At 65.9% G+C, this 26,863-nt stretch carries 27 protein-coding genes; 17 read left to right on the top strand and 10 right to left on the bottom strand.

The annotated features are described in order from the left end of the window. Positions 1–14: 14 nt before the first annotated feature. From K9F62_08325 to nhaB, 5 genes are all read left to right on the top strand, one after another. Positions 15–1,241, top strand: a complete 1,227-nt coding sequence (locus tag K9F62_08325) for a response regulator (protein UJX42663.1) — start codon at positions 15–17, stop codon at positions 1,239–1,241. 129 nt (positions 1,242–1,370) lie between these two features. Then, entirely contained in the window at positions 1,371–3,116 is a 1,746-nt protein-coding gene (locus tag K9F62_08320; protein UJX42662.1) for a two-component sensor histidine kinase, read from the top strand. Beyond that, a complete protein-coding gene (locus tag K9F62_08315; GenBank protein ID UJX42661.1) occupies positions 3,094–3,456 on the top strand; it encodes a response regulator in 363 nt (120 codons plus the stop codon). Before K9F62_08320 ends, K9F62_08315 begins: the two co-directional genes overlap by 23 nt. Positions 3,457–3,499: 43 nt before the next feature. Next, a complete protein-coding gene (locus tag K9F62_08310; GenBank protein ID UJX42660.1) occupies positions 3,500–4,117 on the top strand; it encodes a sensor histidine kinase in 618 nt (205 codons plus the stop codon). A gap of 123 nt (positions 4,118–4,240) precedes the next feature. Next, positions 4,241–5,851, top strand: coding sequence for a sodium/proton antiporter NhaB (gene nhaB / locus K9F62_08305; protein ID UJX42659.1), 1,611 nt, complete (start codon positions 4,241–4,243; stop codon positions 5,849–5,851). Positions 5,852–6,161: 310 nt separating this feature from the next. Here nhaB and K9F62_08300 read toward each other — a convergent pair whose 3' ends face one another. Together K9F62_08300 and K9F62_08295 are read right to left on the bottom strand one after the other, a co-directional pair. Further along, positions 6,162–8,303, bottom strand: a complete 2,142-nt coding sequence (locus tag K9F62_08300) for a DUF459 domain-containing protein (protein ID UJX42658.1) — start codon at positions 8,301–8,303, stop codon at positions 6,162–6,164. Between the two features lie 487 nt (positions 8,304–8,790). After that, positions 8,791–10,248 (bottom strand): MBOAT family protein, encoded by a 1,458-nt coding sequence (locus K9F62_08295; protein ID UJX42657.1) that lies wholly within the window; start codon positions 10,246–10,248, stop codon positions 8,791–8,793. 247 nt (positions 10,249–10,495) lie between these two features. Between K9F62_08295 and K9F62_08290 the strand changes: the two genes are divergently transcribed. From K9F62_08290 to K9F62_08280, 3 genes are all read left to right on the top strand, one after another. Continuing rightward, complete coding sequence (locus K9F62_08290) at positions 10,496–11,665, top strand: DUF459 domain-containing protein (GenBank protein ID UJX42656.1); 1,170 nt, start codon at positions 10,496–10,498, stop codon at positions 11,663–11,665. Positions 11,666–11,704: 39 nt separating this feature from the next. Then, complete coding sequence (locus K9F62_08285; GenBank protein UJX42655.1) at positions 11,705–12,202, top strand: hypothetical protein; 498 nt, start codon at positions 11,705–11,707, stop codon at positions 12,200–12,202. 194 nt (positions 12,203–12,396) lie between these two features. Continuing rightward, on the top strand, positions 12,397–13,305 hold the full coding sequence (locus K9F62_08280) for a lytic murein transglycosylase (GenBank protein ID UJX43170.1): 909 nt from the start codon (positions 12,397–12,399) through the stop codon (positions 13,303–13,305). A gap of 198 nt (positions 13,306–13,503) precedes the next feature. On the opposite strand, the gene K9F62_08275 is transcribed toward K9F62_08280, so the two are convergent. The 4 genes from K9F62_08275 to K9F62_08260 form a co-directional block, all read right to left on the bottom strand. Further along, complete coding sequence (locus tag K9F62_08275; protein ID UJX42654.1) at positions 13,504–13,839, bottom strand: hypothetical protein; 336 nt, start codon at positions 13,837–13,839, stop codon at positions 13,504–13,506. A 148-nt stretch (positions 13,840–13,987) separates the two neighbouring features. Continuing rightward, positions 13,988–15,403: a sigma-54 dependent transcriptional regulator gene (locus K9F62_08270; GenBank protein UJX42653.1), complete on the bottom strand. Its 1,416-nt coding sequence runs from the start codon at positions 15,401–15,403 to the stop codon at positions 13,988–13,990. Between the two features lie 161 nt (positions 15,404–15,564). After that, positions 15,565–16,137 carry an EF-hand domain-containing protein gene (locus tag K9F62_08265; protein UJX42652.1) on the bottom strand — a complete coding sequence of 191 codons (573 nt, stop codon included), beginning with the start codon at positions 16,135–16,137 and terminating at the stop codon, positions 15,565–15,567. 131 nt (positions 16,138–16,268) lie between these two features. Beyond that, complete coding sequence (locus tag K9F62_08260) at positions 16,269–16,910, bottom strand: lysophospholipase (protein UJX42651.1); 642 nt, start codon at positions 16,908–16,910, stop codon at positions 16,269–16,271. Between the two features lie 271 nt (positions 16,911–17,181). Between K9F62_08260 and K9F62_08255 the strand changes: the two genes are divergently transcribed. Beyond that, entirely contained in the window at positions 17,182–18,033 is an 852-nt protein-coding gene (locus K9F62_08255; GenBank protein UJX42650.1) for a PilZ domain-containing protein, read from the top strand. A 44-nt stretch (positions 18,034–18,077) separates the two neighbouring features. Here K9F62_08255 and K9F62_08250 read toward each other — a convergent pair whose 3' ends face one another. Further along, entirely contained in the window at positions 18,078–19,040 is a 963-nt protein-coding gene (locus K9F62_08250) for a flippase-like domain-containing protein (GenBank protein ID UJX42649.1), read from the bottom strand. A 76-nt stretch (positions 19,041–19,116) separates the two neighbouring features. Continuing rightward, positions 19,117–19,404: a cytochrome C gene (locus tag K9F62_08245; protein ID UJX42648.1), complete on the bottom strand. Its 288-nt coding sequence runs from the start codon at positions 19,402–19,404 to the stop codon at positions 19,117–19,119. Between the two features lie 193 nt (positions 19,405–19,597). Here K9F62_08245 and K9F62_08240 point away from each other — a divergent pair, with 193 nt between their 5' ends. Beyond that, positions 19,598–20,398 (top strand): thioredoxin domain-containing protein, encoded by an 801-nt coding sequence (locus K9F62_08240; GenBank protein ID UJX42647.1) that lies wholly within the window; start codon positions 19,598–19,600, stop codon positions 20,396–20,398. 12 nt (positions 20,399–20,410) lie between these two features. Then, positions 20,411–20,977 (top strand): hypothetical protein, encoded by a 567-nt coding sequence (locus K9F62_08235; GenBank protein ID UJX42646.1) that lies wholly within the window; start codon positions 20,411–20,413, stop codon positions 20,975–20,977. Between the two features lie 76 nt (positions 20,978–21,053). On the opposite strand, the gene K9F62_08230 is transcribed toward K9F62_08235, so the two are convergent. Continuing rightward, positions 21,054–21,248 (bottom strand): hypothetical protein, encoded by a 195-nt coding sequence (locus K9F62_08230; protein UJX42645.1) that lies wholly within the window; start codon positions 21,246–21,248, stop codon positions 21,054–21,056. Between the two features lie 97 nt (positions 21,249–21,345). Next, positions 21,346–21,771: a hypothetical protein gene (locus tag K9F62_08225; protein UJX42644.1), complete on the bottom strand. Its 426-nt coding sequence runs from the start codon at positions 21,769–21,771 to the stop codon at positions 21,346–21,348. 271 nt (positions 21,772–22,042) lie between these two features. On the opposite strand from K9F62_08225, the gene K9F62_08220 reads away from it, so the two are divergent. The 6 genes from K9F62_08220 (at position 22,043) to K9F62_08195 (ending at position 26,849) form a co-directional block, all read left to right on the top strand. Then, positions 22,043–22,333 (top strand): hypothetical protein, encoded by a 291-nt coding sequence (locus tag K9F62_08220; protein UJX42643.1) that lies wholly within the window; start codon positions 22,043–22,045, stop codon positions 22,331–22,333. Next, the gene (locus K9F62_08215; protein UJX42642.1) at positions 22,333–24,135 is read left to right on the top strand and encodes a hypothetical protein; all 1,803 of its coding nucleotides are present in this window, start codon (positions 22,333–22,335) and stop codon (positions 24,133–24,135) included. Before K9F62_08220 ends, K9F62_08215 begins: the two co-directional genes overlap by 1 nt. Beyond that, positions 24,122–24,484 carry a zinc ribbon domain-containing protein gene (locus K9F62_08210; GenBank protein ID UJX42641.1) on the top strand — a complete coding sequence of 121 codons (363 nt, stop codon included), beginning with the start codon at positions 24,122–24,124 and terminating at the stop codon, positions 24,482–24,484. The genes K9F62_08215 and K9F62_08210 overlap by 14 nt, the downstream gene beginning before the upstream one ends. Positions 24,485–24,555: 71 nt before the next feature. Continuing rightward, complete coding sequence (locus K9F62_08205; GenBank protein UJX42640.1) at positions 24,556–25,104, top strand: hypothetical protein; 549 nt, start codon at positions 24,556–24,558, stop codon at positions 25,102–25,104. A 21-nt stretch (positions 25,105–25,125) separates the two neighbouring features. Then, positions 25,126–26,097: a phage major capsid protein gene (locus K9F62_08200; GenBank protein ID UJX42639.1), complete on the top strand. Its 972-nt coding sequence runs from the start codon at positions 25,126–25,128 to the stop codon at positions 26,095–26,097. A gap of 32 nt (positions 26,098–26,129) precedes the next feature. Then, entirely contained in the window at positions 26,130–26,849 is a 720-nt protein-coding gene (locus tag K9F62_08195; protein ID UJX42638.1) for a hypothetical protein, read from the top strand. The last annotated feature ends 14 nt before the right edge of the window (positions 26,850–26,863 follow it).

Raw genomic sequence — 26,863 nt, 5'->3', positions numbered from 1 at the left:
AAGGAGTCGCCACAATGTCCGTCATCTCCCTTTTCAGCGGCGTATACTGCAAGGAACAGTCGGTGGTCGCGGCCCTGGCCGAGAAAACGGGCCTGCCGGTCGTGCGCGACGAGGACATGACCCTTCTCGCCGCCAAGCTCTCCGGCCTCGGTCTGGACAAAATCGAAAAGGCCTTCTCGGCCAAGACCTCGGTTTTCAACAAGTTCACCCATGAAAAACAGCGTGCCGCCGCCTGGTTGCGCCTGGCCCTTGCCAGCCGCCTCGTCGAGGAGGACAAGCTCGTCATCGACGGCTTTTGCGCGCTGCTGCCGCCCCGCGACATCACCCACGTCCTGCGGGTGTGCCTGATCGCCGACGCCACCTTCCGCCGGGCCGCCGCCGCCGAGGAGGCGGGGTTGTCCGACCGCGACGCCAAGCGGGCCCTCGAACGCGGCGACGAAGACCGGGCCATGTGGTCCGGGCTCGTGGCCGATGCCAAGGACCCCTGGTCCCCGGCCCTCTACGACATGGTCGTTCCCATGGACAAGACCACCGTGGACGAGGCCGCCATGCTCATCGTCAAACACCTGGCCGACCCGGCCGTTGCCGTCAGCGACGCCTCCCGCCGCTGTGCCAAGGATTTCCTGCTGGCGGCCAAGGTCGAGACGGCCATCACCGGCAAGGGCCACGACGTGGGCGTTACCGCCCGCGACGGCGTGGTGTCGCTGATCATCAACAAGAAGGTCCTGCTCCTCGACCGCCTGGAAAACGAACTGCGCGGCATCGCCGGCAAGATCGAAGGCGTCACCGACGTGGTGACCAAGGTGGGCAAGGGCTATTACCAGACCGACATCTACCGCCGGGCCGACTTCGAGATGCCGACCAAGGTCCTGCTCGTCGACGACGAGCGGGAATTCGTGCAAACGCTCTCCGAGCGCCTGTCCATGCGCGAGGTCGGCTCCCACGTGGTCTTCGACGGCGAATCCGCCCTGGAGATGATCGCCGACGACGAGCCGGAAGTGATGGTCCTCGACCTCAAGATGCCGGGCATCGACGGCCTGGAGGTTCTCAAACGCACCAAGGCCGAGCGTCCCGACGTCGAGGTCATCATCCTGACCGGCCACGGTTCCGAAGCCGACCGCGAGGAATGCATGCGCCTGGGCGCGTTCGCCTACCTGCAAAAGCCCGTGGATATCGAGCTGTTAAGCGATACCCTCAAGAAGGCCAACGAAAAGGTGCGTTCGAAAAAAGCCGCCGGCTAGCCCCCCTTGAAAATGACGCGGAGAATATTCACTATTACATAAGGCGTTGGAATTCCTTTCCGGGAAGGCCGTCGTGGGCGGCCTTCCCGGGGCGCCGCCCAAGGACCTGGCAAACAAGGATGGGCCGCCATGGGGCTTTTTGACCGATTGCGCCCGCAATTCTGGGACGGCGCCGCCGACACGGGGGGGCCGTACCGAAGCCTGTTCAACTTCCGCCGGCTGTGGTGGCTGTCGGTTGCGCTTCTGACCGCCGTCTCACTGACGCCCCTTTGCATCATGACGGTCATCGACTTTAGCGTCACCAAGCGGGCCGTCACCCAGGAAAATCTGCACCGCACCGCCATCACCACCTCCAACACCCGGCGCACCCTGACCTATTTCCTGGACGAACGCCTGGCGGCCCTCGGGTTCGCCGCCCGGGAAGAAGCCTATGCCTCCCTGGCCACGCCCGGACGCCTGGCCGAACTGCTGCGGGACTTGAAAGCCGCTTTCGGCGGCTTCATGGACCTCGGCGTCATCGACGACACCGGCAGGCAGATCGCCTACGTCGGCCCCTACGACCTGCTCGGCATCGATTATTCCAAGGAGGCCTGGTTCACCGCCACTGCCGCCGCGGGCCACTACATCAGCGACATTTTTCTGGGGTTCCGCAACGTGCCCCACATGGTCATCGCCGTGCGGGCCGCCCGGAGCGGCGGCGGCTTCTTCGTGCTGCGGGCGACCGTCGACACCCAGCGCATCAACGATATCCTCTCGAGCCTCGACCTTTCCGGCGGCGGCGACGCCTTTCTCATCAACCATCAGGGCGTGCTCCAGACCATGTCCCGCTCCCACGGCGCGGTCTTCGAGCATCTGCGCCTGCCCGTGCCGTCGCCCTCGGACCGCACCGAGGTCTTCGAGACCAAGACCGCCGAAAACGGCCTCATCGTCGGCTATGCCTACATCGACCGCACACCGCTGATCCTCATGGTGGTCAAGCGCCAGGCCGAGCTCATGAAGCCCTGGTATGCTATGCGCCTGGACCTCTTCGGCTTTCTGTCCGCGAGCATGCTCGTCATCCTGGTCGTGATCGTGGGCGTGGCCACCTACATGGTGGAAAAGATCCACGCCGCCGACCAGACCCGGGCCAAGACCATGCAGCAGATGGAGCACACCAACCGCATGGCCTCCATCGGCCGGCTGGCCGCCGGCGTGGCCCACGAGATCAACAACCCGCTGGCTATCATAAACGAGAAGGCCGGGCTCATGCAGGACCTCCTGCGCTACGCCAAGGAGCCGCCGACGCCGGACCGTCTGGTCGGGCTCATCGACTCCATCCTGGCCTCGGTGGAGCGCGCCGGCACCATCACCAAGCGCCTGCTCTCCTTTGCCCGGCACCTGGAAGTGCATGTCGAGGCGGTGAGCCTGACCAAGATCGCCGAGGAGGTCCTAAGCTTCCTGACCAAGGAAGCCGAATACCGCCGCATCCAGGTGGACGTGGAAGCCGAGCCGAACGTGCCCGACCTCGAATCCGACCGGGGCAAGCTGCAGCAGATCCTTTTGAATCTCGTCAACAACGCCTTCCAGGCCATGGACGACGGCGGGCATCTGCGCCTGCGCGTCTTCGCGCCAAGCCCGGAGGACGTGGCCGTCAGCGTCGCGGACAACGGCTGCGGCATCCCGGCGGCCGACGTCAAACGCATCTTCGAACCGTTTTACTCCACCAAGAAGAAAAAGGGCGGCACGGGGCTCGGGCTCTCCATCACCTACGGGCTCGTGCAGGAGCTCGGCGGCACGCTGGCCGTGGAAAGCGAACTCGGCCACGGCTCGACTTTCACCGTGACGTTCCCGCTGTCCAAAGGAGACGCCGACAATGCGCATACTGCTCGTGGATGACGAAAAGGAACTCGTCTCGGCCCTGGCCGAGCGACTCAATCTGCGGGGCATCGAGGCCGAATACGCCACGGACGGCGACGAAGCCTCGGACAAGGTCCGGGCCGGGGCCTACGACCTGGCCGTGCTGGACATGAAGATGCCGGGCTTAAGCGGCCTGGACCTCAAAAAAAAGCTCCAGCGCCTGCGCCCCGGCATGCGGTTCATTTTCATGACCGGCCACGGCTCGGAGGAAGATTTCCGGGCCGGTTCGGCCGAAGCCGCCGGCTATCTGGTCAAGCCCGTGCGCATCGACGACCTCATCGCCGCCGTGGGCACGGCCCTGGCCGGCGGCCAGGGTTAACGAGACTTCCCCGATCGCAAGGACGCATGAGGAGGATACGCCCATGCCGCAACGCGACGACCTGCTCTTTTTCGGCCGCATCAGCGCCTCGCTTTCCCACGAACTCAAAAACGTCCTGGCCGTGATGAACGAGCAGGCCGGTCTGCTCGAGGACCTGGCCTGCATGGCCGGGAAAGGCATGCCCCTCGACCCCGAGCGGTTGGCCGCGACGGCCGCCTGCCTGCTGCGGCAAGTGCGCCGGGGCGATGCGCTGCTCACCCATTTCAACCGCTTCGCCCATACCCCGGACGCGGCCGAGCGCGCCGTCTCCCTGCCCGAGGCCGCCAACCTGGCCGTGGCGCTGGCCTGCCGGCAGGCCGGCATGGGCAAGGTGGAACTCTCGGCCCTGCCCGGCGAGGCCGCCACGGTCACCGTCGATCCCTTTCTGCTGTGCCGCCTGCTCGCTTGGTGCCTGGACGTCGCCCTGGAACGCCCCGGCCCGGAGCGGGCCATAACCGTCGCCTCCCGGGCCGATGCCGACGGTCCCGCCCTGGCCGTGTCTGGGCTCGATCCCGATGCCCCCGCCCCGGATGGCGGCGACGGGCGCGCCCTGGCCGAGAGTCTGGGCGCGCGCCTGGACATACTCCCGGGCAGCATCCGCATCGTCTGGGCCGACGCCTGATCCGGCCCTTTCCCGCGCGCCCGGTCGCCGGAAGTCCTTGGCCCGACGGCACAATTACTATATTGTAATACTATTGTCGTTTGACCGATAGGTCCCGATCACGCGCGCCCAAGGAGCATCCGCATGACCAAGACGTTACCCCAGGCTTTCCTCTCCAACCTGCTCGGCGCCTCGCCCGACTGGTACAAACTGACCATCGCCGCCTTTCTCATTCTCAATCCCATTTTGCTGCAACTGGCCGGTCCGTTCGTCACCGGCTGGGTGCTCATCGCCGAGTTCATCTTCACCCTGGCCATGGCCCTTTCCTGTTATCCGCTGCCGGCCGGCGGCCTGCTCGCCCTGGAAGCCGTCATCCTGGGCATGACCTCGCCGGAAACCCTCTACGACGAGGCCCTGCACAACTTTCCCGTCATTTTGCTGCTCATCTTCATGGTGGCCGGCATCTATTTCATGAAGGACATGCTCCAGTATTCCTTCACCAAGCTGCTCATAAAGGTGCGCTCGAAAATCCTGCTGTCGCTCCTGTTCTGCTTTGCCGGAGCCTTTCTGTCGGCCTTCCTCGACGCCCTGACCGTCACCGCAGTCATCATCGCCGTGGCCCTGGGCTTTTACGAGGTCTACCACCGCTTCGTCTCGTCCGGACAATGCAGACTCGGCGACGAATCGGCGCTCGACGACATCTGCAAACGCGATCTCAAGGAATTTCGGGGATTTCTGCGCAACCTCATGATGCACGGCGCGGTGGGCACGGCCCTTGGCGGCGTGTGCACGCTGGTTGGCGAGCCCCAGAACCTGCTGGTGGCCCACGAGATGGGCTGGCACTTCATGGAATTCTTCATCAAGGTGGCCCCGGTTTCCATGCCGGTGCTGGCCATAGGGCTTTTAACCTGCGTCACGGTCGAACGCTTCCATCTTTCCGGCTACGGCCACGCCCTGCCCACCGCCGTACGCCGTATTCTGGCCGACGAGGACGCCCGGCGCGAAGCCGCACTGACCAACAAGGCCCGGGCCGCGCTCTACGTCCAGGCGGCGGCGGCCATCTACCTGGTCATCGCCCTGGCCCTGCATCTGGCCGAGGTGGGGCTGATCGGCCTGTCCATCATCATTTTGCTCACCGCCTTTTGCGGCCGCACCGAGGAACATCAGATCGGCAACGCCTTCACCGAGGCCCTGCCGTTTACCGCCCTACTCGTGGTCTTTTTCGCGGTGGTGGCCGTCATCCACGACCAGCACCTCTTCGCGCCCATCATCGAGTTCGTGCTGTCGCTTTCCGGCAAAAGCCAGACCGCAGCCTACTATCTGGCCAACGGCCTGCTTTCCATGATCAGCGACAACGTCTTCGTGGCCACGGTCTACATCACCGAAACCAAGGCGCATTTCATCAAGCTCTTCTCCGAGATGCAGGGGCTTGGCATGAGCGGGACCGACCTGCTGGCCAGGCTGACCGACGCCCACCTCAACCGGGTCGACGTCCTGGCCGCGCTGCCCAAGGAAGTGGTGCCTCAGGTCACGGCGACCATAGAACAGTTCGACCGGCTGGCCGTGGCCATCAACACCGGCACCAACATCCCGAGCGTGGCCACGCCCAACGGCCAGGCCGCGTTCCTGTTCCTGCTGACCTCGGCCTTGGCGCCGCTCATCCGCCTGTCCTACGGCCAGATGGTGCGCCTGGCCCTGCCCTACACCATCACCATGACCGCAACCGGCCTCGTCGCCGTCTGGGTGTTGCTGTAAGAGCCCCTGTCCCCGGCAACGCGTGTGGGGGAAGCACTCCCGCACGCCGCCGGGAACAACCCCCGCCAGCATTCCTCCAAACCACAAGGCAACGGGCCGCGAAAGCCCCGACACAGGCCCTTTGGAAGGGCAAGGTCAGGGCTTTCGTGGCCCTTGCTGTCCGCTGCGGCCAGCCGATCGCCCGAAACCGGGCTTCAGGCCGCTCACGTCACAAGCTGTCTTTCGAAAATCGCGAATATGGGGAGCCAGAAGGCGACGGCCTGTTGGCCACCGGAGTTTTCCCCCGGCCTTTTTGCCGCCTCCCAGCCGATCAGCGCACCGCCGCCATGGTCACGACGGTGTCGGGCAGATGCACGGTCTGGCCGATGCGCAGATGCATGGGGTCCAGGCCGCTGTTTTCCGACAGGATGCGCTCCACGCTGATGCCGTAGCGACGGGCGATGTCCCAGACCGTATCGCCAAGCGACACAGTGTGCGCACGCGCCGCCGCGCCCACAGCCGGCGTCGCATCGGCGGGATTGGCCGTGGGCACGGAAGCCTTGGCCGGAGTCGGCCGGCCCGAGCCCGAGGCGGCCACGGCGGCCAGGGACGACGGCACCCGCAGCACCTGGCCCACCTGCAGGCGGAGCGGATCGACGCCGGGGTTGGCGGCCAGAAGATCGACGACGCTCACGTCGAAACGCTTGGCAATGCCGGCCAGGGTGTCGCCCTCGGACACCGGGAAGGCCAGGGTCTCGGCCGAAGCCACGGGCTGGCCGCCGGGGATGGTCACAAGCTGGCCGACCTGCAAGCGGGACGGATCGACCTCGCCGTTGACCGTGAGCAGGGTATCGAGGTCCACGCCGAAGCGGCGGGAAAGCGCCCACAGGGTATCGCCCTTGGCCACCGGGTAGAGGGCGGTGTCGCCGACGGTCCGGGAATCCCGGGCCGGGGCCTGATCACCGCTTTCGGCCTTGGCCACGCCGGGCAGGGACAGCACCTGGCCGGGCTGGAGCTTTTGCGGGTCCACGGCGGCATTGGCCTGGGTGAGCGCGGCCACGTCGATGCCGAGGCGATGGGCGATGAGCCAGAAATTGTCGCCGTCGGTAACCACGTAACGCCCCTTGTCCGCGACGTGGACCGGCGCGCCGTGAGCGGCCCCGGCGGGAATGGCCAGTTCCTGGCCGATGCGCAGCCGGGTCGGATCGACGCCGGGGTTGGCGGCGGTCAGGGCGGCCACACTCACGTCGTACCGACGGGCCACGGACCAGTAGTTGTCACCCTCGGCCACGATATGCCCGTGCCCGGTCGCGGCGGCGGACTGGATCGTCGGGGTGGCCGCAGCCACCATGGTGCCGCCGGCCGGCACGGCCAGGGACTGGCCGATGGACAGGCGGCGCGGGTCCACACCCGGATTGGCCTGGGCCAGGGCATCGGCCGAGACGCCGAGACGCTTGGCCACGGACCACAGCGTGTCACCGTCAGCCACGGTGTAAGCGGCGGCGGAAGGAGCCGGAGAAACGGGCTTGGCCACAGCGACCGCCACTTCGGGCGTCTTGGCCGGCTGGGCCTGCGCCTTGACGGCTTCGGGCCTGGCGGCCTGGGGCTTGGCCGTCTGCGGCCTGGCAACATCAAGCTTGGCGGCTGCCACCATCTTGACGGGCACGGCGGCGGTCCCGGCGACCGGGCGCGCGTCCCTGTCCTCTATGGAAGCCAAGAGCCGCGCCTTGGGCAAACCGGCCGCATCGGCAACGGCCTCCAGACAACGCGCGGCCAGAAGCCGGGAGCCGGTTCCGGAAATATGCACGCCGTCGTCGGCCCGCAACTTGGTCAGGCCGCCGTCCGGGGTCTTGGCCACCGGAGCGAACGCGCCGTTGGCGTCGGCCAACACGTCACGAACGTCGATATAATGGCTGTCGGGCAAACGGCGTGCCGTGGCCGCGATGACCCCGCTCATATGAATCATCTTTTTATCAAAGGCGGCATCGGCCATGACCGGCACGCCGAGGAAATAAACGGAAGCGCCGGGGTTGGCCGCCCGGATGATGCCATGCAGCCTGGACAGGCGCGCGGCATACGCCGCGTCCCAGGCCTTGGTGCCGAAAGGAAGCGATTTGCCGCCCGGACCGGGCAGGGGCTTGTCGTCGTTGGCGCCCACCATGATGAGCACCATGTCGGGATGGTCGGCCGCGACCAGGGAGGTCAAATGGGCGTCCCAGTCGAAAAAGGCCGGGTTGGCCAACCCGCTCGAGACCTTGCCCAAATGTCCGAAACGCACGCCGGGTTGCCCGGCGAAAATCATTTCCAGCTGCTTGCCAAGACCAATGGAAAGAGAGTCACCCACAAGCAGGATGCGCGTCCGTGTTTTATGGGCAGGACCGGCCGTTGCCGCCTTGGCCGCCGGCAACACCGGAGGCAGGATCAGGGACGCCATCAGTACGGCCAGGAGGAGGGCCTGACTCGGGCTTCGCATGAAAAACACCTCATCGCCTCTTTCGCGACTTCCTTCCGCGACCCCCATCGCGTCCGACAAGCCCCGGCAGCGGCATGATAATGTAAGAAACGCGACCCGGGATGGTATAAGAAACTCAAACAGCCGGCGTCCCTGACGCCGCGCCACGACAAGCACCAAAGCCTCCTGAGCTTCATCTTCCCCAACAATTCGAGGTGCTTGCGATATGGCACAGCCGCCATGGCTGTATCCCATCCTGGAGGGTCACCTTACCAGAACGGGGACTTGCTTACAAGAAAAATACCAGATTTATGGAATGAGGCGAAAAAACAGGGGAAAAAAGAGACCGGGGGGAAACCTTTCTTGCAGAAAGGTTCTCCCCCCAGGCCCCCTTTCCAAAGACTTTTAACGATAACATCCTGTCACCGTTAAAAGTTTTTGGGAGGGGAGAGCGCGAGAGGGGGACCCTTTTTCCAAAAAGGGTCCCCCTCTCGCATCTTCCTCGTCTCTAAAACTGGAAATAAATAAACGGCAGCACGCCATCTGGGCCGAGCTTGAGGATCAGCGTCGCCGCGAGGCCGAGGGCCAGGCCCTGCACCGGCATGGGCAGCCATTCGAAGCCACGGCGAAACACGTCCCGGCCCGACCAGTTTAGGAGCTGCACGGCCAAAACGAGCCCCACCAGGACCAGGCAGGTGGGCCGAAAACCCGCGCCCGACGGGTCCCAGGCCGCGATGCGGCTCAGGATGTCCATGGCCTTGCCCGCATCCTCGGCCCCGAAAAAGACCCAGGCCACCGTGACGTAGGTAAACGTCGTCAGCCAGCAAAGCGTCGCCCAGGCCGCCCCCGAAAAAGTCAGCCCCTCCGGCAGCGCGACGCCCGCCGCCACCCGGGCCGCGGCCCGGGTCTTGCGGTACTCCATGATCAGGTGGTTGCCCACCAGCCCGAAGCCGTGGATGAACCCCCATACCAGGAAATTGTAGGCCGCGCCGTGCCACAGGCCGCCAAGGCCCATGGTGGCGATCAGGTTGACGAACTTGCGCGTGCGTCCCTTCCGGTTGCCGCCGAGGGAGATGTAGAGGTAATCGCGCAACCAAAGGGAGAAGGTGATGTGCCAGCGCCGCCAGAAATCGCGCAGGGACTGGGAGATGTAGGGCGCGTTGAAGTTGTCCGGCACGTCAAAGCCCATGAGCAGGGCGATGCCCTGGGCCAGATCGGAATAGCCCGAAAAGTCGCAGTATATCTGGGCGGAATAGGACAGCACCCCGACCAGCACGGCGGCCGAGGAAAACCCCTCGGGCGCACCGAAGGTCGCGCGCACGATGTGCTCGGACAGGTAGCTCGAAATGATGATCTTTTTGATGAGCCCCCGGGTGAGCAGGTAAAAGGCCCGGGTGAAATCCGCCGGCTCCACTTTGCTGTTTTTCAGCTGGGGCAGAAAATTGCCGGCCCGCAGGATGGGCCCGGACAGGATGGTCGGGAAAAAGGCGATGTAGCAGAACACCTCGATCAGGCTGCGCTCCACCTTGGCCGGGTCCCTGTAGACGTCGATGGCGTAGGACATGCCCTGGAAGGTGAAAAAGGAGATGCCGATGGGCATGATGACGTCGAGCAGCGGCACGGGGTTGGCAACCGAGATGCTGCGGAACAGCCAGTCGGATGAAATGTAGAGCATCTCGTAATATTTGAAGAAAACGAGCATGCCCAGGGAAAAGGCCACGTAGAGGATCATGCAGAATCGCCGGAACCGAAGGTCGGAGGTCTCGGCGAAAACGACGGCGAAAAACCAGGTCAGGAAGCTGAAGACCAGAAGGATCAGCAGAAACTTGGCGTTAAACGAGGCGTAAAAGACATAGGACGTCAGGAGCAAAAACACCCTGTAGGGGGCGGCCCACCGGCGCAGGATCCAGTTGAGCGGCAGTATCGCCGCGAAAAACAAGGCGAATTCAAAGCTGGTGATGTTCATCGCGGGGTCTGCTCATTCTCCGGGAAAATAGGCTCAAAGCGTGGCGCACGCTAGCGTCGCCGCCGCCAAAAGGCAACCGGATTGACCGATCCCGCCGTTCGGCGTCAGAGGAGTGACGCCGCTTTATTTCAAGAAAAGCCAAGAATCCAAGGCCATACCCAAAAGACATTTTCGGCCCGCGCCTTGCAATTCCTCCGGCAAAGCCCCGACCGGATGATCCGGACGGCGGCAAACCACCCTCACCGCCATGCCAGATGCCACGACAGACGCCATGCTTCCGACACGTTCCCGCACCGGCAAGATCCTGTTTTTTTTGGCCGCGCTTCTGGCCATGCTTGGCGGCGCGCCCAGGATTCTTTACTGCGACCTGACGCCCACGCCACAGCCCCTGGCCGATGATTCCCTGCGCGTCCTGGTGGCGTCCCTCGACCTCGAGGCCAGGGCCCCGCAAGCCGCCGCCAGCCCCGATCTGCACGCCATGCGGGAAGCCGTTGCGCCCTACCGGGTCCGTCTGGCCGTGGACAAAACGGCCACGCATCCCCTTTCCGGACCGGTGGCCGTAAGCGACGACCATCACCTCGGCGGCCCCGGCCGGCAGTTGCGGCTGGTCACGCTGGCCGCCCTCGATCCCCCCGCGCCCGCACCGGCAAAGCGCGTTGTCCCGGCCACCCCGGCCCCGACGCCAACCCAGGTCGCCGTCAAGAAGACGACGCCAGCCGCCCCGGCCGCACGTCCGGCCAAGGCCGCCGCGCCGCGTCCGTCCCTGGGAATCGCCCCGGGGCGTTCGGTGCTCGTGGCCGGGGATTCGTTGTCCATTTTCCTGGCCAACGCCCTGCGTCCCATGCTGGCCGGACGGCCGGGCACCACCTTTGCCGCCCGGGGCAAGGTCTCGAGCGGCCTGGCCCGACCCGATTTCTTCGACTGGGAACGCGAGATGGCCGCCCTGGCCGCCGCCAAACCCGATACCGTGGTCATCATGATCGCCGCCAACGACAACAAGACCATGACCCGGCCGGACGGAAAGAAGGTGGCCTTTGGCCGTCCGGGCTGGAACGCGGAATACGCCCGGCGGGTGCGGCGGCTGGTCACGCTGGCCAGAAGCCACAACCCGGCCGCCCGCATCTACTGGGTGGGCTCCCCGGTCATGGCCGATCACCGGCTCAATGCCGACGTGGCCGCCATCAACACCGTGATCGCCAAGGAGATCGCCGCCCTGCCCGACTGCCATTTCGTGGATGTCTGGCGCACCCTGGCCGACGCTTCCGGGCATTACGCCAGGGTCCTGCCCGCCCCGGGCGGTCCGCGCACGGCCCGCACCCCGGACGGCGTGCATCTGACGCCCTACGGCGCGAAGCTCCTCGCCAATGCCGCCCTGACCTCCATGAGCCCGACCCTGGCCCAGCTGGACCGCCGCTGACGGCTTTACCCCCTTTTGGACGCATGCTAGACCCCGGTCATGGAAGAATCGATCCTGCGCGAGATCCTCGCGGTCCAAAAAGAAATCCTGGCCGAACTGCGCCTTATGCGCCAGGCCCTCGCCCCGCAGTCAGCCAAGGCGGCCGGGCCGACCCTTAAGACGCCTATCGTCGCGACCGCGACGCTGATCGCCCCCGGGGCGGCCGCCCCAATCCCGCCGTCCGAGCCGGCCCCGGCAGCTCCGCAAGCCGAAGCCGTTCACCCGATGCCCACGACAGCAGTGCCGGCCCAACCGGCCGCGACCGCCGCGCCGCAGGCACAGGTGCAACCGCCCCACCCTTCCCAGCCGACCGGGTCCATGCTCACCCTCGACGAACTGACCGATCTCGGCGGGCAGTTCCTGGAGCCCGGTCAAATGTCCCGGGGGACAAAGGTGGCCCCGGTGGAGGCGGCGGACCTGTTGCGCGACATCAAGGCCAAAAACCGGGCCAAACGCGGCGCTTTCGCGGAATTCGACAAATTCGAGCGCGGACGCTGACCATGGCATCGCATCGTCGCGCCAACGCCCCAGGCAGACTCCTTCTGCGGCTGGCCGCCTGTCTGGCCGTGCTGACCCTGCTGGCGTCCTGCGCCCCGGCGCACGCGCCCGGTCCGGCCCACGCCGCAGCCGACGCCGCCCCGACGCCCACGGTGGCCACGGGCGACACGACCGCCGCGCCGGATGCCACAGCCATACCCGGCCCGGCCGCCACGCCCGCACCGTCGTCCACGGCCGTAGCCGCTCCGGTCGCCGCGCCAGCCGTGGTCAATGCGGGAGCCTGGACGCCGCTCGTCAGCAGGCTGGCCGCCGATGGGCTGGACAAGGCGACCCTGGCCCGGACGTTCGCCGGGGGCGGAGTCCAGTATTCGCCCGAGATCATGGCCCGCAAGGTCGACGCCATGGTCAGGAAAAAATTCGAGCCCCGGCCAAAGCCCAGCCACAAGACCCTGGCCCAAAGCAATTACCGCCATTTTCTGTCCCCGGCCGTCATCGACGCGGCCGCGCTGTTCGTGGGTGAGCACAAGGCCGCCTTCGACAAGGCCAGACGCGACTACGGCCCGCCGCCGGAGCTGATCGCCGCCTTCCTGGTGGTTGAGACCAACCTCGGCTCCTTCCTCGGCAACCGCGACGCCCTAAGCGTCCTGGCCAGTCTGGCCCGCAGTTCGCAACTCGATCAGATCGCCCCCTACATGAAGACCCTGCACGGCGACCCGGACCTTAGCGCCTTCGCCGCCGATGCCGCCAAGGACCGGTCCGAGTGGGCCTATCGGGAGCTCGTGGCACTCCTGCGCTACGCCGCCGCCAAGAAACAATCCCCGGCCGCCATCCCGGGCTCCATCTACGGAGCCATCGGCATCTGCCAGTTCATGCCCTCCAATGCCCTGCGCTACGGCGTGGACGCCGACGGCGACGGGGTCATCGACCTCTTCTGCCCGAGCGACGCCATCGTCAGCGTGGCCAGCTACCTGCGCGGCCACGGCTGGAAACCCGGCATGACCGAGGACCAGACCAAGGCCGTGGTCTACGCCTACAACCACAGCGACCTGTACGTGCTCGCCGTCATGACCGTGGCCGACCGCATCGGGGCACGCTTGCGATAGCGGTGATGAAGAGAAGGACTGGGGGAAACCTTTCTGAAGAAAGGTTTCCCCCAAGCCCCCTTCCAAAGACTTTTAATAATAATAAAGTGTTAGCCGTACGGCATCCGTAACGGTAAAAACTTTAGGAAGAGGATGCGAGAGGGGAGAACCCTTTTTAAAGGGTTTCCCCTCTCGCATCCTCTTCCCCTTCTTCCCTTTCTAAGGATTTGGAATAGCGAAAAAAAGTGGGTTGGGGCGGCGGCGTTCGGACAGGAAGCTGCCTTCGAAGTAGCCCTGGCCGAATCCTGCGCGGTAGCCGGCGGCGTAGGCGCCGCCCCGGGACAGCTTGGACACCGGGGAATAGGCCGTGCCCATGTCCATGCTGGCCCGGATGAGCATGTCGCGGCGTCTGGCCTCGAGTCCGGAGATGGCTTCCCAGACGGCCTGGCGGCGATCGGTGTACGTCTCCTCTCTCCCGGTGACGGCACTGGGGCCGCCCACGAAGATGTAGGTCACGAGACCGATGATGCCGATGAGGATCACGATGTATTTCACCTGGACACCGTCCGGGACGGCGCGACGACGCAGCCGACCCCGTGTCGGTTACGCGTGTCGTCCCTTGGTGTTCCTTTCGACGGGGGGGAGGGGCATCTTTAGCCGGCGGTGAAAAAAGCCCGCGCGGACGCTCGGGAAATGACGGCCCTTACGTCCCTGTGGCCGACAGGCCGTGCTTTTTGAGCAGGGCGTAGAGCCTGGAGCGCGACAGGCCCGAGACGTCGAGCATGCGGGAAATGTCGCCGGAGAAACGTCCGGTCAGGACGCGCAGGTACTCGGCCTCGCCCTTGTCGCGGAATTCACGGAAAGGCGGCAGGCTTGCGGCCAGGGGCAGTCCTCCGGCCATGGGCCAGGGCGCGGCGGTCGCGGCGGCAGCCCGGGCGGAAACCCGGTTGCGGGCGACGCAGACCCGGATGTGCAGGGGCAGATGCACGGGCAGCAGCACCTTGTCGCCGCCGGCCAAAGCCAACGCGCCGTCCATGGTGTTTTTGAGTTCCCGCACATTGCCGGGCCAGGGGTAGGCGAGCAGGGCCCGGGAAAAGTCCTCGGAAAAGACCCGGGGGGCGACCCCCAGCCTGTCCGCCGCCTCGACGACGAAATGATCGGCGAATTCCAGGATGTCCTCGGGATGCCCGGCCAGGGGTGGCAGCTCGATGCTCACGCCCTGCAACCGGAACAGCAGGTCCTCCCGGAACATTCCCTGGCGCACCATCTCCGGCAGGTCCTGGTTGGTGGCGGCCACCAGCCGGAAATCGCAGGGCGCCTCTTCGAGCCCGCCTACGGAGCGCACCCGGCGTTCCTGGAGCACGCGCAAAAACGCCTTTTGCACCGAAAGCGGCATCTCCGCCACTTCGTCCAGAAACAGCGTGCCGCCATGGGCCCGCAACAGCACCCCCTCCCGACGCCGATCCGCGCCGGTGTACACGCCCTTTTCCGAGCCGAACAGCACGCTTTCCACAATGCCCGCCGGCAGGGCCGCGCAGTCCACCACCACGAAGGCCCCGTCCCGGCGGGGACTCCCGTCGTGAATGGCCCGGGCGAAAAGCTCCTTGCCGGCGCCGGTGGGACCGGTCAGCAGCACGTTGACGTCGCTCGGCGCGGCCTTGGCGGCCTGATCCAGGCACTGGGCCCGCTTGGCGTTGTCGCCGACGATGCCTGTAAAATGGAAACTCGACACCGGCTTGGCCGCATCCCGGCCCCGGCATCGGTGTTCCATGGCGCTGACCAGGGGCGCGGTCATGGTTTTGACCGACGGCGGCTTCTCGATATAGTCCCAGGCGCCCTGGCGCATGGCCCGTTCCGCGCCGTCCGGGTCGCCCCAGCCGGTAATGACGATGACTTCGGGATTCGAGGGCGTGCGGCGGATGTCGCTGATGGCGTCGAGGCCGTTGCCATCGGGCATGCGCACGTCGAGAAAGACCACGTCCACATCCTTGTCGCCAGCCCGGCGAAGGCCTTCGGACAGGGTGGCCGCCATCTGGGGCGCGTGGCCAAGCCGTGTCACCACCCTGGCCAGAGCGTCGCGTATGGTCTGATCGTCGTCGATGATGAGCACGTTGCCCAAGAGCTGCCTCCGCGAGACCGCCGCAATGCCGGCAGTCACCTTGCGCCCTTGGTTGAACATCCCGCCCCGGCCTGTCAAGGGCACCGGCCCCGCGTCGCGGGGGGAAACGGCCGACCCGACGTCCCCCCCGCAGCGTTTTCAGAAGGCCGGCCCGCCCGAGGCTACGGCTGGCCGCCCGCCCGTGGCGTGCCGGAAAGGCCGAAATCGTTCGGCGGCACCGTATTGTTGACATTGAGCGCCCGGGCCTTTTCCAGATTCGCCTTGGCGCAGCCGTCATCGCCAAGACGCATGCAGGCGATGCCCAGATTGTAGTAGGCGTAGCTTAGGTAATCCACGCAAAGCGGCTTGGTCACGGCCTGGGCAAGCATCGCGGCCGCGGCCGCGTTGTCGCCGGCAACGAGCAGGTCCGTGCCGCGCATGAAAAGGTCCATGCCTTCCCGGCCCGAGCAGCGCCACCAAACCTTCTTGGAGTGCTTGCCCCGGGCCGCCCGGCCGACCGTGCGCCCGCCCATGGCCGCATATTCCGCCCGGTCGATCTTGCCGTCCTTGTTGAGGTCGATGACGCCGTAGCGCACCAGCGTCAATCCCGAGTTGAAGACCACCATTTCTTCGTAAACAATGAAACCGTCCTTGTTTTTATCCACATTTTCAAAGGGCGGCTTCTTCCAGGCCATGGCCGCATCGGCCAAACACAGCACAAAGAACGCAACAAGCACCGCAAGCGCACGCTTCATGGGACGATCCTCCTTGCTGTTTCGGGTCCAGCTTTCCCATTACATGAAACGGCGGTTTTGTGCAGGCGTTTTACGACAAGGCATAAAAAAAGGCGGGCATGACCCGCCTTGATCCATTCGCCCTTGCGCCGTCAGTTGGCCGTCGGCGGCGCAACGCCAAGTCCGGCCAAGGTTTCGGGCCGGGTAAGCTCCTCGTTCGAGAGCGTGACGTACTTGTCGATCACCGACCGCCACAACGCGTAGCCTTCCGGGCGCAGGTGCACGCCATCGGAAGTGAGCCCCGCATTGAGCGCGCCGTTGACGGCGAAATGGCTGTGCAGGTCGATGTAGATGCAGTGGGGCATCTCGGCGCAAAGCGCCTTGAGCCCGGCGTTGAGTTCCACGATCTTGTCGTTGGACAGGTCCGGCCGGTTGACCACCGGCAAAACGCTTTGCACGAAGATGAGCGTCTTGGGTGAACCCTGGCCGATGCGGCGCAGGATTTCCCGGTACCTGGCCAGGATGCTGGCGTTGGGGCTCCACAACTCGTTTATGCCTTCCAGGATGAAGACCTTTTCCGGCCGCATCCGCACCACCGGCGCAAGGCTCTTGAGAATCCTGGCCGTGGTGTTGCTCACCAGGCCCTTGTTGATCACGCCTTCAAACCCGTCCACGTAGTTCCAGCCGGCCGTCTGGCTCCCGCCCAGAAAAACCGTCTTGGCCAACGCCTCGGATGCGCCGAAAAAAAGAAGCGCCGTGAAAACGACGCTGATCCGGAACCATGCCGCAACCATTTCTCCCCTCTCCTTGCCCATAAGAATTCCCCCGTCCGTGCAACACGAACACGGCCGGCCAGGTAGCATGGGCCGGGAAAATTGAAAAGAGTCCGGGGACCTGCGGCAAGCGAGGAAATCCTCGTCGCAAACGGGCATTGCCCTTGCCGCGATTTCTATTGTAGCAAAATCCCACCGGGTCCCGCATCCGGCATGTCGTACCAATCCATAACCGAAGCGCGTCCGTTTTTTTCTCTGGACAGCAACGGATCGCATCGTCGTGAGCCCCGCCATGATCGCGCACAAGCAGTCCCGCCGTCTCATGGAAGAAGCCATCACGCAACGCTCCCGTTGTTTTCTGTCTCTCCCCCAGGCCGTCACGGGCCTTGCGGAGCTTAACTGCGCCATCCTGGATTCCTCGCCGCGCGGACTCGTTCTCGAAAGCGTCGGCAAGGCCGCGACCGGTCCCCATTGGGTGGGCCTGGACGTGAAAGGCTATTTCCGGGTGGTACTGCGCAACGGCAGCCTGGACGAAGATTTCTACACCTTCGATAGCCGCATCCGGGCGGCGGCAACAGGAAGGACCGGCCAGGCCAAACTGTGCCTCGTCGAACCGGAAAAGTTCGTCTTCGGCCAGCGGCGTAAGAGCCTGCGGGTGGAGCCGGAGCTGTCGCGGCTGCACAAGGCCTTTTTATGGCGCTACGACAAATGCCAGGGCTTTGCCCTGGACGCTCCGGCCGTCAAGGGAAGCGATTTCCAAAGCGGCCTGGCCCGGCTGGCCGACATCTCGGCCGGGGGCATGCGCCTGGCCCTGCGCGCGCCGCTGATCCGGGAGCGGGAGCTGGACATGGGCACGGGCGACCGGGTGGTGGTACATCTCCAGTTCAACGAACCGCGCGTGACGGGATCGCACGAATTCTGGATGGTGGCTCGCATCCGCCATGTGGCCGTGGACAGGGTCAGCCACGACCAGTTGTTGGGCCTGGAATTTCTGGCCGACGGCACGATCGACGCCAAGGCCGGCAAGCTCCGCTGGCTGCCGGTCAAGGACCACGTGATCACCGGCCTGACCGACATCTTCTACCAGTGGCACCTGGACCAGCATCGGGAAAAAATCGGCGGGAACGCCGTGCCCGTGAAATAGACGCACGCATCGCGCGGAGGCGGCCGGTCCCCGCGCGCCCGGCCTCAGACGGCTTCCTCCCGGGCCTGCCGCGCCTGGCCGCGCAGGTCGCGAAGGCTCATGCCGCTTGCGGCCAGACTCCACAGCCCCGCCAGGGTCACCGGCAGGTACTGCAACAAATGCATGGCCAGCCCCACGGCAAAGGCCCGGTCCCGGTCCACGCCGAACCAGCCGAGAGCCAGCACCACCGAGGCCTCGTACACGCCCATGCCTCCGGGCGCGCCGGGGATGGCGAAGCCGAGGGTGGCCACGGCGAAGACCGTCAGCACCAGCACCGGATCGGCCGGCAGCCCGGCCATCAGGCAAAGCCCCACGGCGTACATGATCAGGTAGCCGACCCAGGTGCCCAAGGTCCAAAGCGCCAGTCGCGCCAGGAATCCGAGCCGCAGGTTGCCGGACAAAAAGCCCAGGATCTCGGCCGCGAAAAGCCGCAGCCCCTCACCCGGGAGCAGCCGCGTCAGGGCATGAGCCGCGCCGGGACGCAGCCGCAGCAGGGCAAGAAACCCCCATCCCCCCCCCACGATGGCCAGCAGCGGATACAGGACCACCCCCTGGCCGAGCAGCGCCGCCACGGCCGCGCCCAGAACCAGCAAGGCGTTGAGATCGAAAAACCGTTCCCAGAACACGGCCTCCAGCGAACGGCCCAGGGAGACCTTCGCCTCGCGGCGCAGATACAGCGCCTTGGCCATTTCCCCGAGTCTGGCCGGCAGCACGTTGTTGAGCGCCACGCTCATGAGGCAGGCCCGCACGCCGGTCGCCGGCCCGATGCGGTCGGCCATGAGGAAACGCAGCCGAAGCCCCGGCAGCACGACCCCGGCCAAGGGCATGACGGCGTACAGGGCCACCGCCCACAGGGGAAAGGCCGCCAGGGTGCGCCCCAGGCCGCGCAGGTCGACGCCCCACAGGGCCCAGATAAAACAGCCCGCCACAAGGGCGATGCGCAGCGTCAGGGAAAGAATGCGTTTCATGAAAGCCACCTTGAAAAAGGCCATGGGAGCGACGCGTTCCCATGGCCTTTTTGGGCGGACGAAGCAAGCCGTACGACTACTTCTTGGGCTGCGCGGCGTAGTAGGCGGCCAGATCGGCGATATTCTCGTCCGACTGTTTTTTCATGATGAGAATCATGGCCTTGTTGGCGCCCTTGCCTTCCTTGAAGGCCTGCATCGCCGCGGTCAACGTGGCCACATCCTTGCCGTTGAGGTCGCCCTTGCTCTTATGGCAGGCGCAGCCCTTGGCCAGCTGCTCCCCCTTGGCGGCATCCCCGGCGGCCAGCGCCGCCGCTGCCGCGCCGCACAGCACCAACGCGAAAAAAAACACCGCGATCCGTTTCATGCTGCCTCCTTGGCATCCGTATGCGTCCCTGCCCTCCCAGTTTGGACAGGGGCCATTGCCATGCATATCCCAACGCAAAAAAAAAGCAATCGTTGCCGCCTGTTTCCCTTGCACTTCGCAAATAATTGTTGCAATTCCCTCATCCCAAGGTAGGCTCTTCAGTCGAGCTCATCCGTTTTCAAAGGAACCGCCAATGTTTGCGCGCACCATTTTTGTCATGCTCGCCACCCTGGCCCTTTTCGCCTGCTCGCCGGCCGCCTCGGACAACGCCGTGCGCCAGACCTTAAACGAGCATCCCGACATGGTTCTCGACGCCCTGGCCAAGCAGAAGCAGGAGCTTTACGCCCTTGTCCTGGCCGGTCAGCAGGAAAACCAGGACGCATCGCGCCAGGCCCAGCTGGCCGAGGAGCTCAAAAAGCCCCTGTCGCCGGCCATCGACCCGGCCCGGGCCATGCGCGGCCCGGCCAATGCCCCGATCACGGTGGTGGTCTATTCCGATTTCCTGTGCCCCTACTGCGCCCAGGGCGCCGTGACGCTCAAAAAATTCATGGAGCGCCATCCGGACTCGGTGCGGGTGCTTTTCAAACATTACGCCACGGACGACCTGTCCCGGCAGGCGGCGCTGCTCTACGAGGCCCTGGCCGCCCAGGACCCGAAGCTGGCCTTTGCCTTCCACGACGCGGTCTTCGCCGCCCAGCCCGAGATCGAGCAGGCCGGCGAGCCGGCCCTGTACGCCCTGGCCGTCAAAGTCGGCGCGGATGTCTCCAGGCTCAAGCGCGATCTGAAAAATCCCGCCCTGGCCAAGCGCATCGACGACGATGTGGCCGAGGCACGGCGCTTTGACATCGAAAGCACGCCCACCTTCGTGATCAACGGCGTTTCGGTGCGCGGCGCGGCTCCGCTGGATGATTTTGAAAACGTGCTGCGCAAGGTGGCTCCCAAGGGCGGCCAGGAAGCCCCCTGCGACACCTGCAACAAAAAGAAAAAGTCGTAACCCTTCGCGCGCATGAACCAGGAACACCACGCCCGCAGGGCTGCTTTTTTCCCCCGTCTTGCCTGCCTGGCGGCGCTTGCCTGCCTGCTTGCCCTGACGGCCGTGCCCGCCGTGGCCCAGCCCCCGGAGCAGGCCCGGCAACCTGACGAGGCGACCCTTGTCGTCATGATGGACGACGTCATCAAGTATTACGACGAGGCGCGTCCGTCCGACGGCCGCATCGTGGGCCTGCTCCAGGCCCATGAAAAAGACAAGGACAGCGCGGAATACAAAAAGCTCCGCTTCCTCTTCGATACCCATCAGAAGGTCACGACCAGCCTCAACAACCTCATCGACATTCTCTACATCTCCCTCAAGCTCGGCCGCACGGACGATGCCGAGGTCAACCAGTACATCTACGGCCGCAGCAAAAACATCATCACCTTCCTCAACAACATGGTGTATTTCCTGACGGCCCGGAACCAGGAGATCGAGCTTCCCGCCGCTTCCGATGTGCAAAAGCTCTACGAGACCTATCTGGTGCGGCTGACCACCCTGCTCTACGAGCTCAACAAATCCCTGGCCCATTTCCAGAAATAGCCGCCAGCCACGCATCCGGCACCATAAAAAAAGGCCGCGTCCCAGGGGATGCGGCCTTTTGCTCGTACAGTGGAGTTTACGCGTTGCGGTCCGTGAGCGCGCCACGGGGGATTTCCGCCAAGGCGTCCGTCCGGATCGTCGCCTCTCGCGGCAGGCTCGGCAGGCTGACCGGCGCGGCAATGGAAAACGGCCTCCGGTCGGCCGGCTCAAGGCCATCGGCAAAGGCGACGGAGTGGTAGCCGTCGGAACGGCCGACAACAAAGTCCGTCATAACATCCTCCCCGCAACCAGCGCTGCGTTCCTTACAAAGAAACCGTTGCCGCCGTCGCCCTTGCGGGCAGGCGGCCGTTTGAAACCGTGCCGCGATCCTACTTGGCCACTTCGGCCTGCAGCGCCTTGGCCGCCTCCGCGATCTTGGCCATGGCGGCTTTCTGGGCGTCGGTGTCAAGGGTTGCGGCCATGCCCTGGGCCGCGGCGGCAAAGGCGGCCAGGCGGTCGGCCTGCATCTGCTTGTGGATCTGGGCCGGCAACGTGTCGAACGTCGCCACCTTGGCGTCAAGCGCCGCCACCTTGGCGTCGAGCGCCGCCATCTGGGTCGTCACATCGGCGACCGACGACAATTTGGCGCTAAGCGCCACATAGACCCCAATGGCCAAAATCACGGCCAGCAGGGCGACAAAAAGCCCGGCCCGGGCCGAGGTGGCGGTTTCCTTGGCTTCGCTGGCCGGGCTGTCGGCCTGGCTTCCCATGACGTCGCCGTACAGAGCCCGGACTTTCTTTTCCGTACCAAGCATAGGCGTCTCCTTCCCTGGGAAAAATTTTGTTGCGTCTTAATCTACCGCAAAGCCCGGCGGGGTACAATGCAAATGGCCCCCAACCTGCCGTGCCCTTGGGATTTTTTTCTCATTTTCAACCGCATTTCTCCCCTGAGCGCTCAGTCGATTCCGCCCCAAACGGGCCTCCCCCGAAAAATTGACGCGAACTGACTGGTTTTGGGCCGGCTCCCATGGACTGATGGGGGTTGCGGGCGGCACGGGAAGCCGCCGCCAAAAGGGAGGCCCAAACATGATCCTGCGCTGCCGACTCTGCCACGCCGCCATCGCCGCCTTTGACCCCACCGACCTCACCCCGCCGCTGACCGGCGCCGTGTTCGGCCCCCTGGAGCCCGGCTTCCCACCGCCCTTTGATCCCGAGGCGTCCTTTGACGACGCCCGCTGTCCCTACTGCCGCCACCATCCCCAGGGCTACGCCCCGGACGGTCGCGACAGCCTCGAAACCGACCAGGGAACCCTGGCCATCGGGCAGCCCGCCATCCGCCGGGAAGCCAGGAAACGCGCCCGCAAGGGAGGCAAATAATGACCGAACCCACGCATGCCCACGAGCTGCTGCCCCCGGTCGATCGGCCGGAGCTGGTCGGCCGGCGCGTCTTCGAGCTGCTCCACGCCGTGGTCACGGACAAGGTCCGGCTGGGCCTGGCCGACAAATGGACCAGCAACTACCGGCTGGGCCGCAACCGGGCCTGGCGGGGCGGCGTCCATCCCGGGGTGCCGCTGGTCAGCGCCAACCTGCTCCACCTGCACCGCCAGCGCACCGTCAACATGCTCACCGACAACAACCCCACCTTCAACGTCAACCGGGTGGGGCCGGCCGGCGACGAGGAGCTTTTTCGGGCCCTCGAGCGCGCCGCCGCCTGGTGGTGGACCGAGCAGGAACAGCAGGCCATCTTCGAGCGTTCGGTCATAAACGGCGAGACCTACGGCGTGGCCGTGGAAAAGGTCGTGTTCGACCCGGACCTGGAATACGGCCTCGGCGAGGTCCGCACCGTGGTGGTCGACCCCTTCGCCTTCGGCGTCTACCCCACCTCCTGCCTGGACATCCAGGACGCCGAGGCCGTGCTCCACTTCACCCCCATGAGCCTGCGCGAAGCCAGACGCCGCTGGCCCAAGGCGGCGGACAAGCTGACCAGCGACGCAGCCCTTCTGGCCCAGCTCGGCGACGGCCGCCGCGAGGCGATCACGGGCGACGGCTCGCGCCAGGGGCTTTTCGGCCGCTTCGGCGAGGTGGTGCGGGCCATCGTCGGCGCAAGCGGCGGCGACGGCCCCAGCGACGACGCGACCCTGGTGTGCGAATGCTGGGTGCGCGACTACACCATGGACGGCGACGCGCCGCGCTATCCCGGGTTTATTCGCTGCGTCACCGTGGCCGGGGCCGGCGCGGTGGTGCTGTCCGACCAGGGCAACCCTTCGGTCAACCCGGATCTGCCGGAAGCCGAGGCCATGGCCAGCTACCTGTACGACCGCTTTCCCTTCACCCTGGCCAATTCGCTGACCGATCCGGCCAGCCTCTGGGGCGCATCGGATTTCGAGCAGCTCGCCGAGCTCCAGCTCGAAGTCAACAAGTGCCTGTCCCAGCTCACCTACCACAAGGACCGCTGCGCCCGGCCCAAAATCATCAACCCCCGCGACTCGGGCGTAGCCAACGCCGCCTTCACCAACCGCCAGGGCATCGTCAACCCGGCCTCCATGGCCGCCGCCCAGGGCATCCGCTACCTGGAATTCACCAACAACACCAAGGACATCGAGTCGGTGCTCGGCATCTACCGGGAACTGTTCAGCCAGATTTCCGGCATCGGCGAGATCGAGCGCGCCACGGCCCCCGACCATCCCGTCATCGCCTACAAGGCCATCGCCGCCCTGATCGAACAGGCGGCCACGCTCCTGCGCGGCAAGATCCGCAACTACTCCCGGCTGATCCGCGAACGCGGCCGCATGTTTTTAAGCCACATGCAGAATTGGTACACCGAGGAACGCTGGATCAGCTTCACCGAAAACGGTCGCGCCATGGCCGCCCCCATCCACGGGGCCAAATGCCGCATCCCGGCCCGCCTGACCGTCGTCTCCGGCTCCACCATGCCCGTCTCCCGCGTCCAACAGCGCGAGGAAGCCCTGGCCCTCTACCAGATGGGGGCCATCGACCGCCGCGACCTGCTCGAAAAGCTCGACTGGTCCAGCCGCGCCGGCGTGTTGGAGAGGATGGAGCGGAGGGAAGACCCAGGGGAGGATTTGCCACCCCTGGCCCCCACCACCGGGGGGACTAATTCCCCCCGGGCCCTCTTTACCGGAAAGGCCGGGAAGGAGGGTGGACATGCCGCTGTATGACTTCCGCTGCCGGGTGTGCGGCAGGGTCTTTGAAGCCATGGCCCCCATGGATGCGGGTGAGGGGGTGTGCGTCTGCGGCGGCGCGGCGACACGGCTCGTGTCCGTGGGCCGGGCCTACCGCGCCGACGCCGACTGGCTCGATTCGGTGACCGACGTCGTGGACAAGGACTCGCCAAGCCCCCATGTGCGTGCCTTTCTGGCCGACCCCAGCCGCGCCAACTACCGGCTTTTTCTGCGCGGCGAAAAGATCCGCCCCATGGAGGAAGGCGAATTCCGTCATCCTGCGGCCCGAAACGACGTGGTGCGCCGGGAAGTCAGGGAACGCTTCATCGCCAGAAACGGCCTCTAGCGGCCGCTTCCATACGCCGACGGCCCGGCTTCGGCCGGCTCCCGACAACCCTTTAACCCGCAAGGGGAGATATGGACGCCGAACCCCGCACCTTGCCGCAGACGCCCCCGGTCGCGCCAACCGCCGACGCGTCTGCCGCCGACCCGCAGTCGTTTCTCTCGGCCCTGGAAAACCGCCTCGAAGCGCTGCTCGCCTCGCGCCTCGACGCCCTGGAGGACAAGCGCCGCCAGGACGAGCGCGACACGCTCATGGCCCGCTTCGTGGCCGAGCATCCGGATTACCGGGAACTGGCCGCCTCCGGCGCGTTGGAGGCCCGGAAACGCGCCAATCCGCTGCTGGACGACGTGGGCGCCTACTTCGCCGCCAGGCTCGAAACCGAAGGCCAGGCCCACGAAGCCGACCTGGAAAAGACCCGCCAGGAAGCGACCGCCCAGGCCGAGGCCAAGGCCCTGGAGCGCATCCGGACCAAGCGCCTGGCCCGAACCCTAAACCGCACCCCGTCCGGAGCCGGTCGCGGCGAAGGGACCGACCCCGATCTGGCCGCGCCCGAAAAGTTCGGCGGCATCAACGCCGTGCTGGCCGCCCGCCTTTTAGCCCGTCGCCAGTCCGGCGACATCTAACCCAACCAGGGAGGACGCCTCATGTCGCTTTCCATGACCGAAATCGAAGCCATCACCAGCGACTATTTCGCGGCCGCCGGCGGTCGGGCCGTGGACATCTACTTCCGCAATTCCTTCCTCCTCGACCTGCTCATGAATAGGCAGGCGGGGCTCTTCGAGCGGCCGGCCGGGGGCGAAAAAATCCGCGTGCCGCTCAACTACTCCGACGCCGAGGGCGGATTTTTCACCCGCTCCGACACCCTTTCCAGCGACGACCGGGTGTCGGTCAACGCCGCCGCCTTCCACTGGAAGCACGCCTACGGCAACGCCACGGTCTATCTGACCGACGAGGTGGCGGCCAGCGGCGACTACGCGGCCGTGCAGTTCGTGACCCAGAAAATCGAGACCGCCCAGCGCACCTGCTCCAGTTGGCTGGCCTCGACGCTCTATTCCGCCGCCGGCGACGAGGCTCCGACGCTGACGGGCCTGCGGGCGCTGACCAGCACCGACGCGGACAAGGCCTACGGCGGCATCGCCGAAGCCGACCTCGTGGCCGCCGACGGCACCACCCCGTGGAAGGGCGTGACCAACGACGCGGCCGAGGCCATGAGCCTCGAAGCGCTCCAGGAACTGCGCAGCGCGGCCAAGGTCTCCGACGGCCGCGACGGCAAGCCCAACGTGGCCGTGACCACCGAGTCGCTCTACAACAAGGTTTCCCGCATCCTCCAGGTGCAGCAGCGCTTCGTCACCGACGACGGCGTGGCCAGCGCCGGCTTCGCCCACCTCGTCTACGAGGGCATGGTCCTGGCCGCCGACGACTACTGTCCGGCCGGACACTGTTTCGCCGTCAACACCAACTACCTCGGCTTCGCCATCCACCAGAACGGCTTTTTCGCCCGCCAGCCCTGGGTCGACCTGGCCGGCCCGGCCGGGCGCTCCATGAAGATCCTCTGGCACGGCAACCTGATCTGTTCCAACCGCAAGGCCCACGCCTGCCACTCCAACCTGTCCTAGGCGCCCGCACCCCAATTCTTCAGGAGGAAATGATGGCCCAACCCATGAAGCTCTCCTTCACCCAGGACGTGGCCGAGACCTCGCCGGCCAAGCGCGAGACCGTCGGCGCGCTGCGCATCACCGCCGACGGCCGCAAATTCCGCTACGCCAAGGCCGGCGCGTCGGCCCTGGCCGCCGGCAGCCTCGGCATGGCCCCGGCCGCCGTGGCCGCCCACCAAAACCTTGCCGCAACCGAAGCCGCCGTCGGCGACCGGGTCGTCTCCCTGACCGTGGGGACGGCGGCCGTGGCTGAAAACGCCTACGAGGACGGCTTCCTCCAGGTAGCCGACGCCTCCGGCCAGGGCCGGCAGTACCGCATCCTCTCCAACACCGCCTGCCCCGCCTCGGGCACGGTGATCCTCACCCTGGCCGAGCCCGTGCGCGGCGCGCTCACCGCCGCATCCAAGGTGTCCCTCGTGCCTTCGCCCTGGGCCGGGGTCACGGCCTCGGCCACCGAGGAGAACCTGCCGGCGGGGGTCACGCCCTGCGACGTTCCGGCCGGGCACTACTACTTCGCCCAGACCGGCGGCGTGGGCTGCTGCCTGGCCGGCGGCACGGCCGAAGTGGGCAGCATGCTGGTGCCCGGGGCCACGGCCGGCAGCCTCACCGCCATGAACGCCACCCTGGACACCGACCAGCCCGTGGCCGGCGTGGCCTTTGGCGCGGCCTTCACCGCCGGGCTGTGCCAGCCCTGCTTTCTGACCCTGGACTAGCCCCCGCGCGCAAG

It is taken from the genome of Desulfovibrio sp. JY (genome assembly GCA_021730285.1).
Lineage (GTDB): Bacteria > Desulfobacterota > Desulfovibrionia > Desulfovibrionales > Desulfovibrionaceae > Solidesulfovibrio.
Note: the sequence above shows the minus strand (reverse complement) of the source record. Positions and strands in the feature narration are given on the sequence as shown.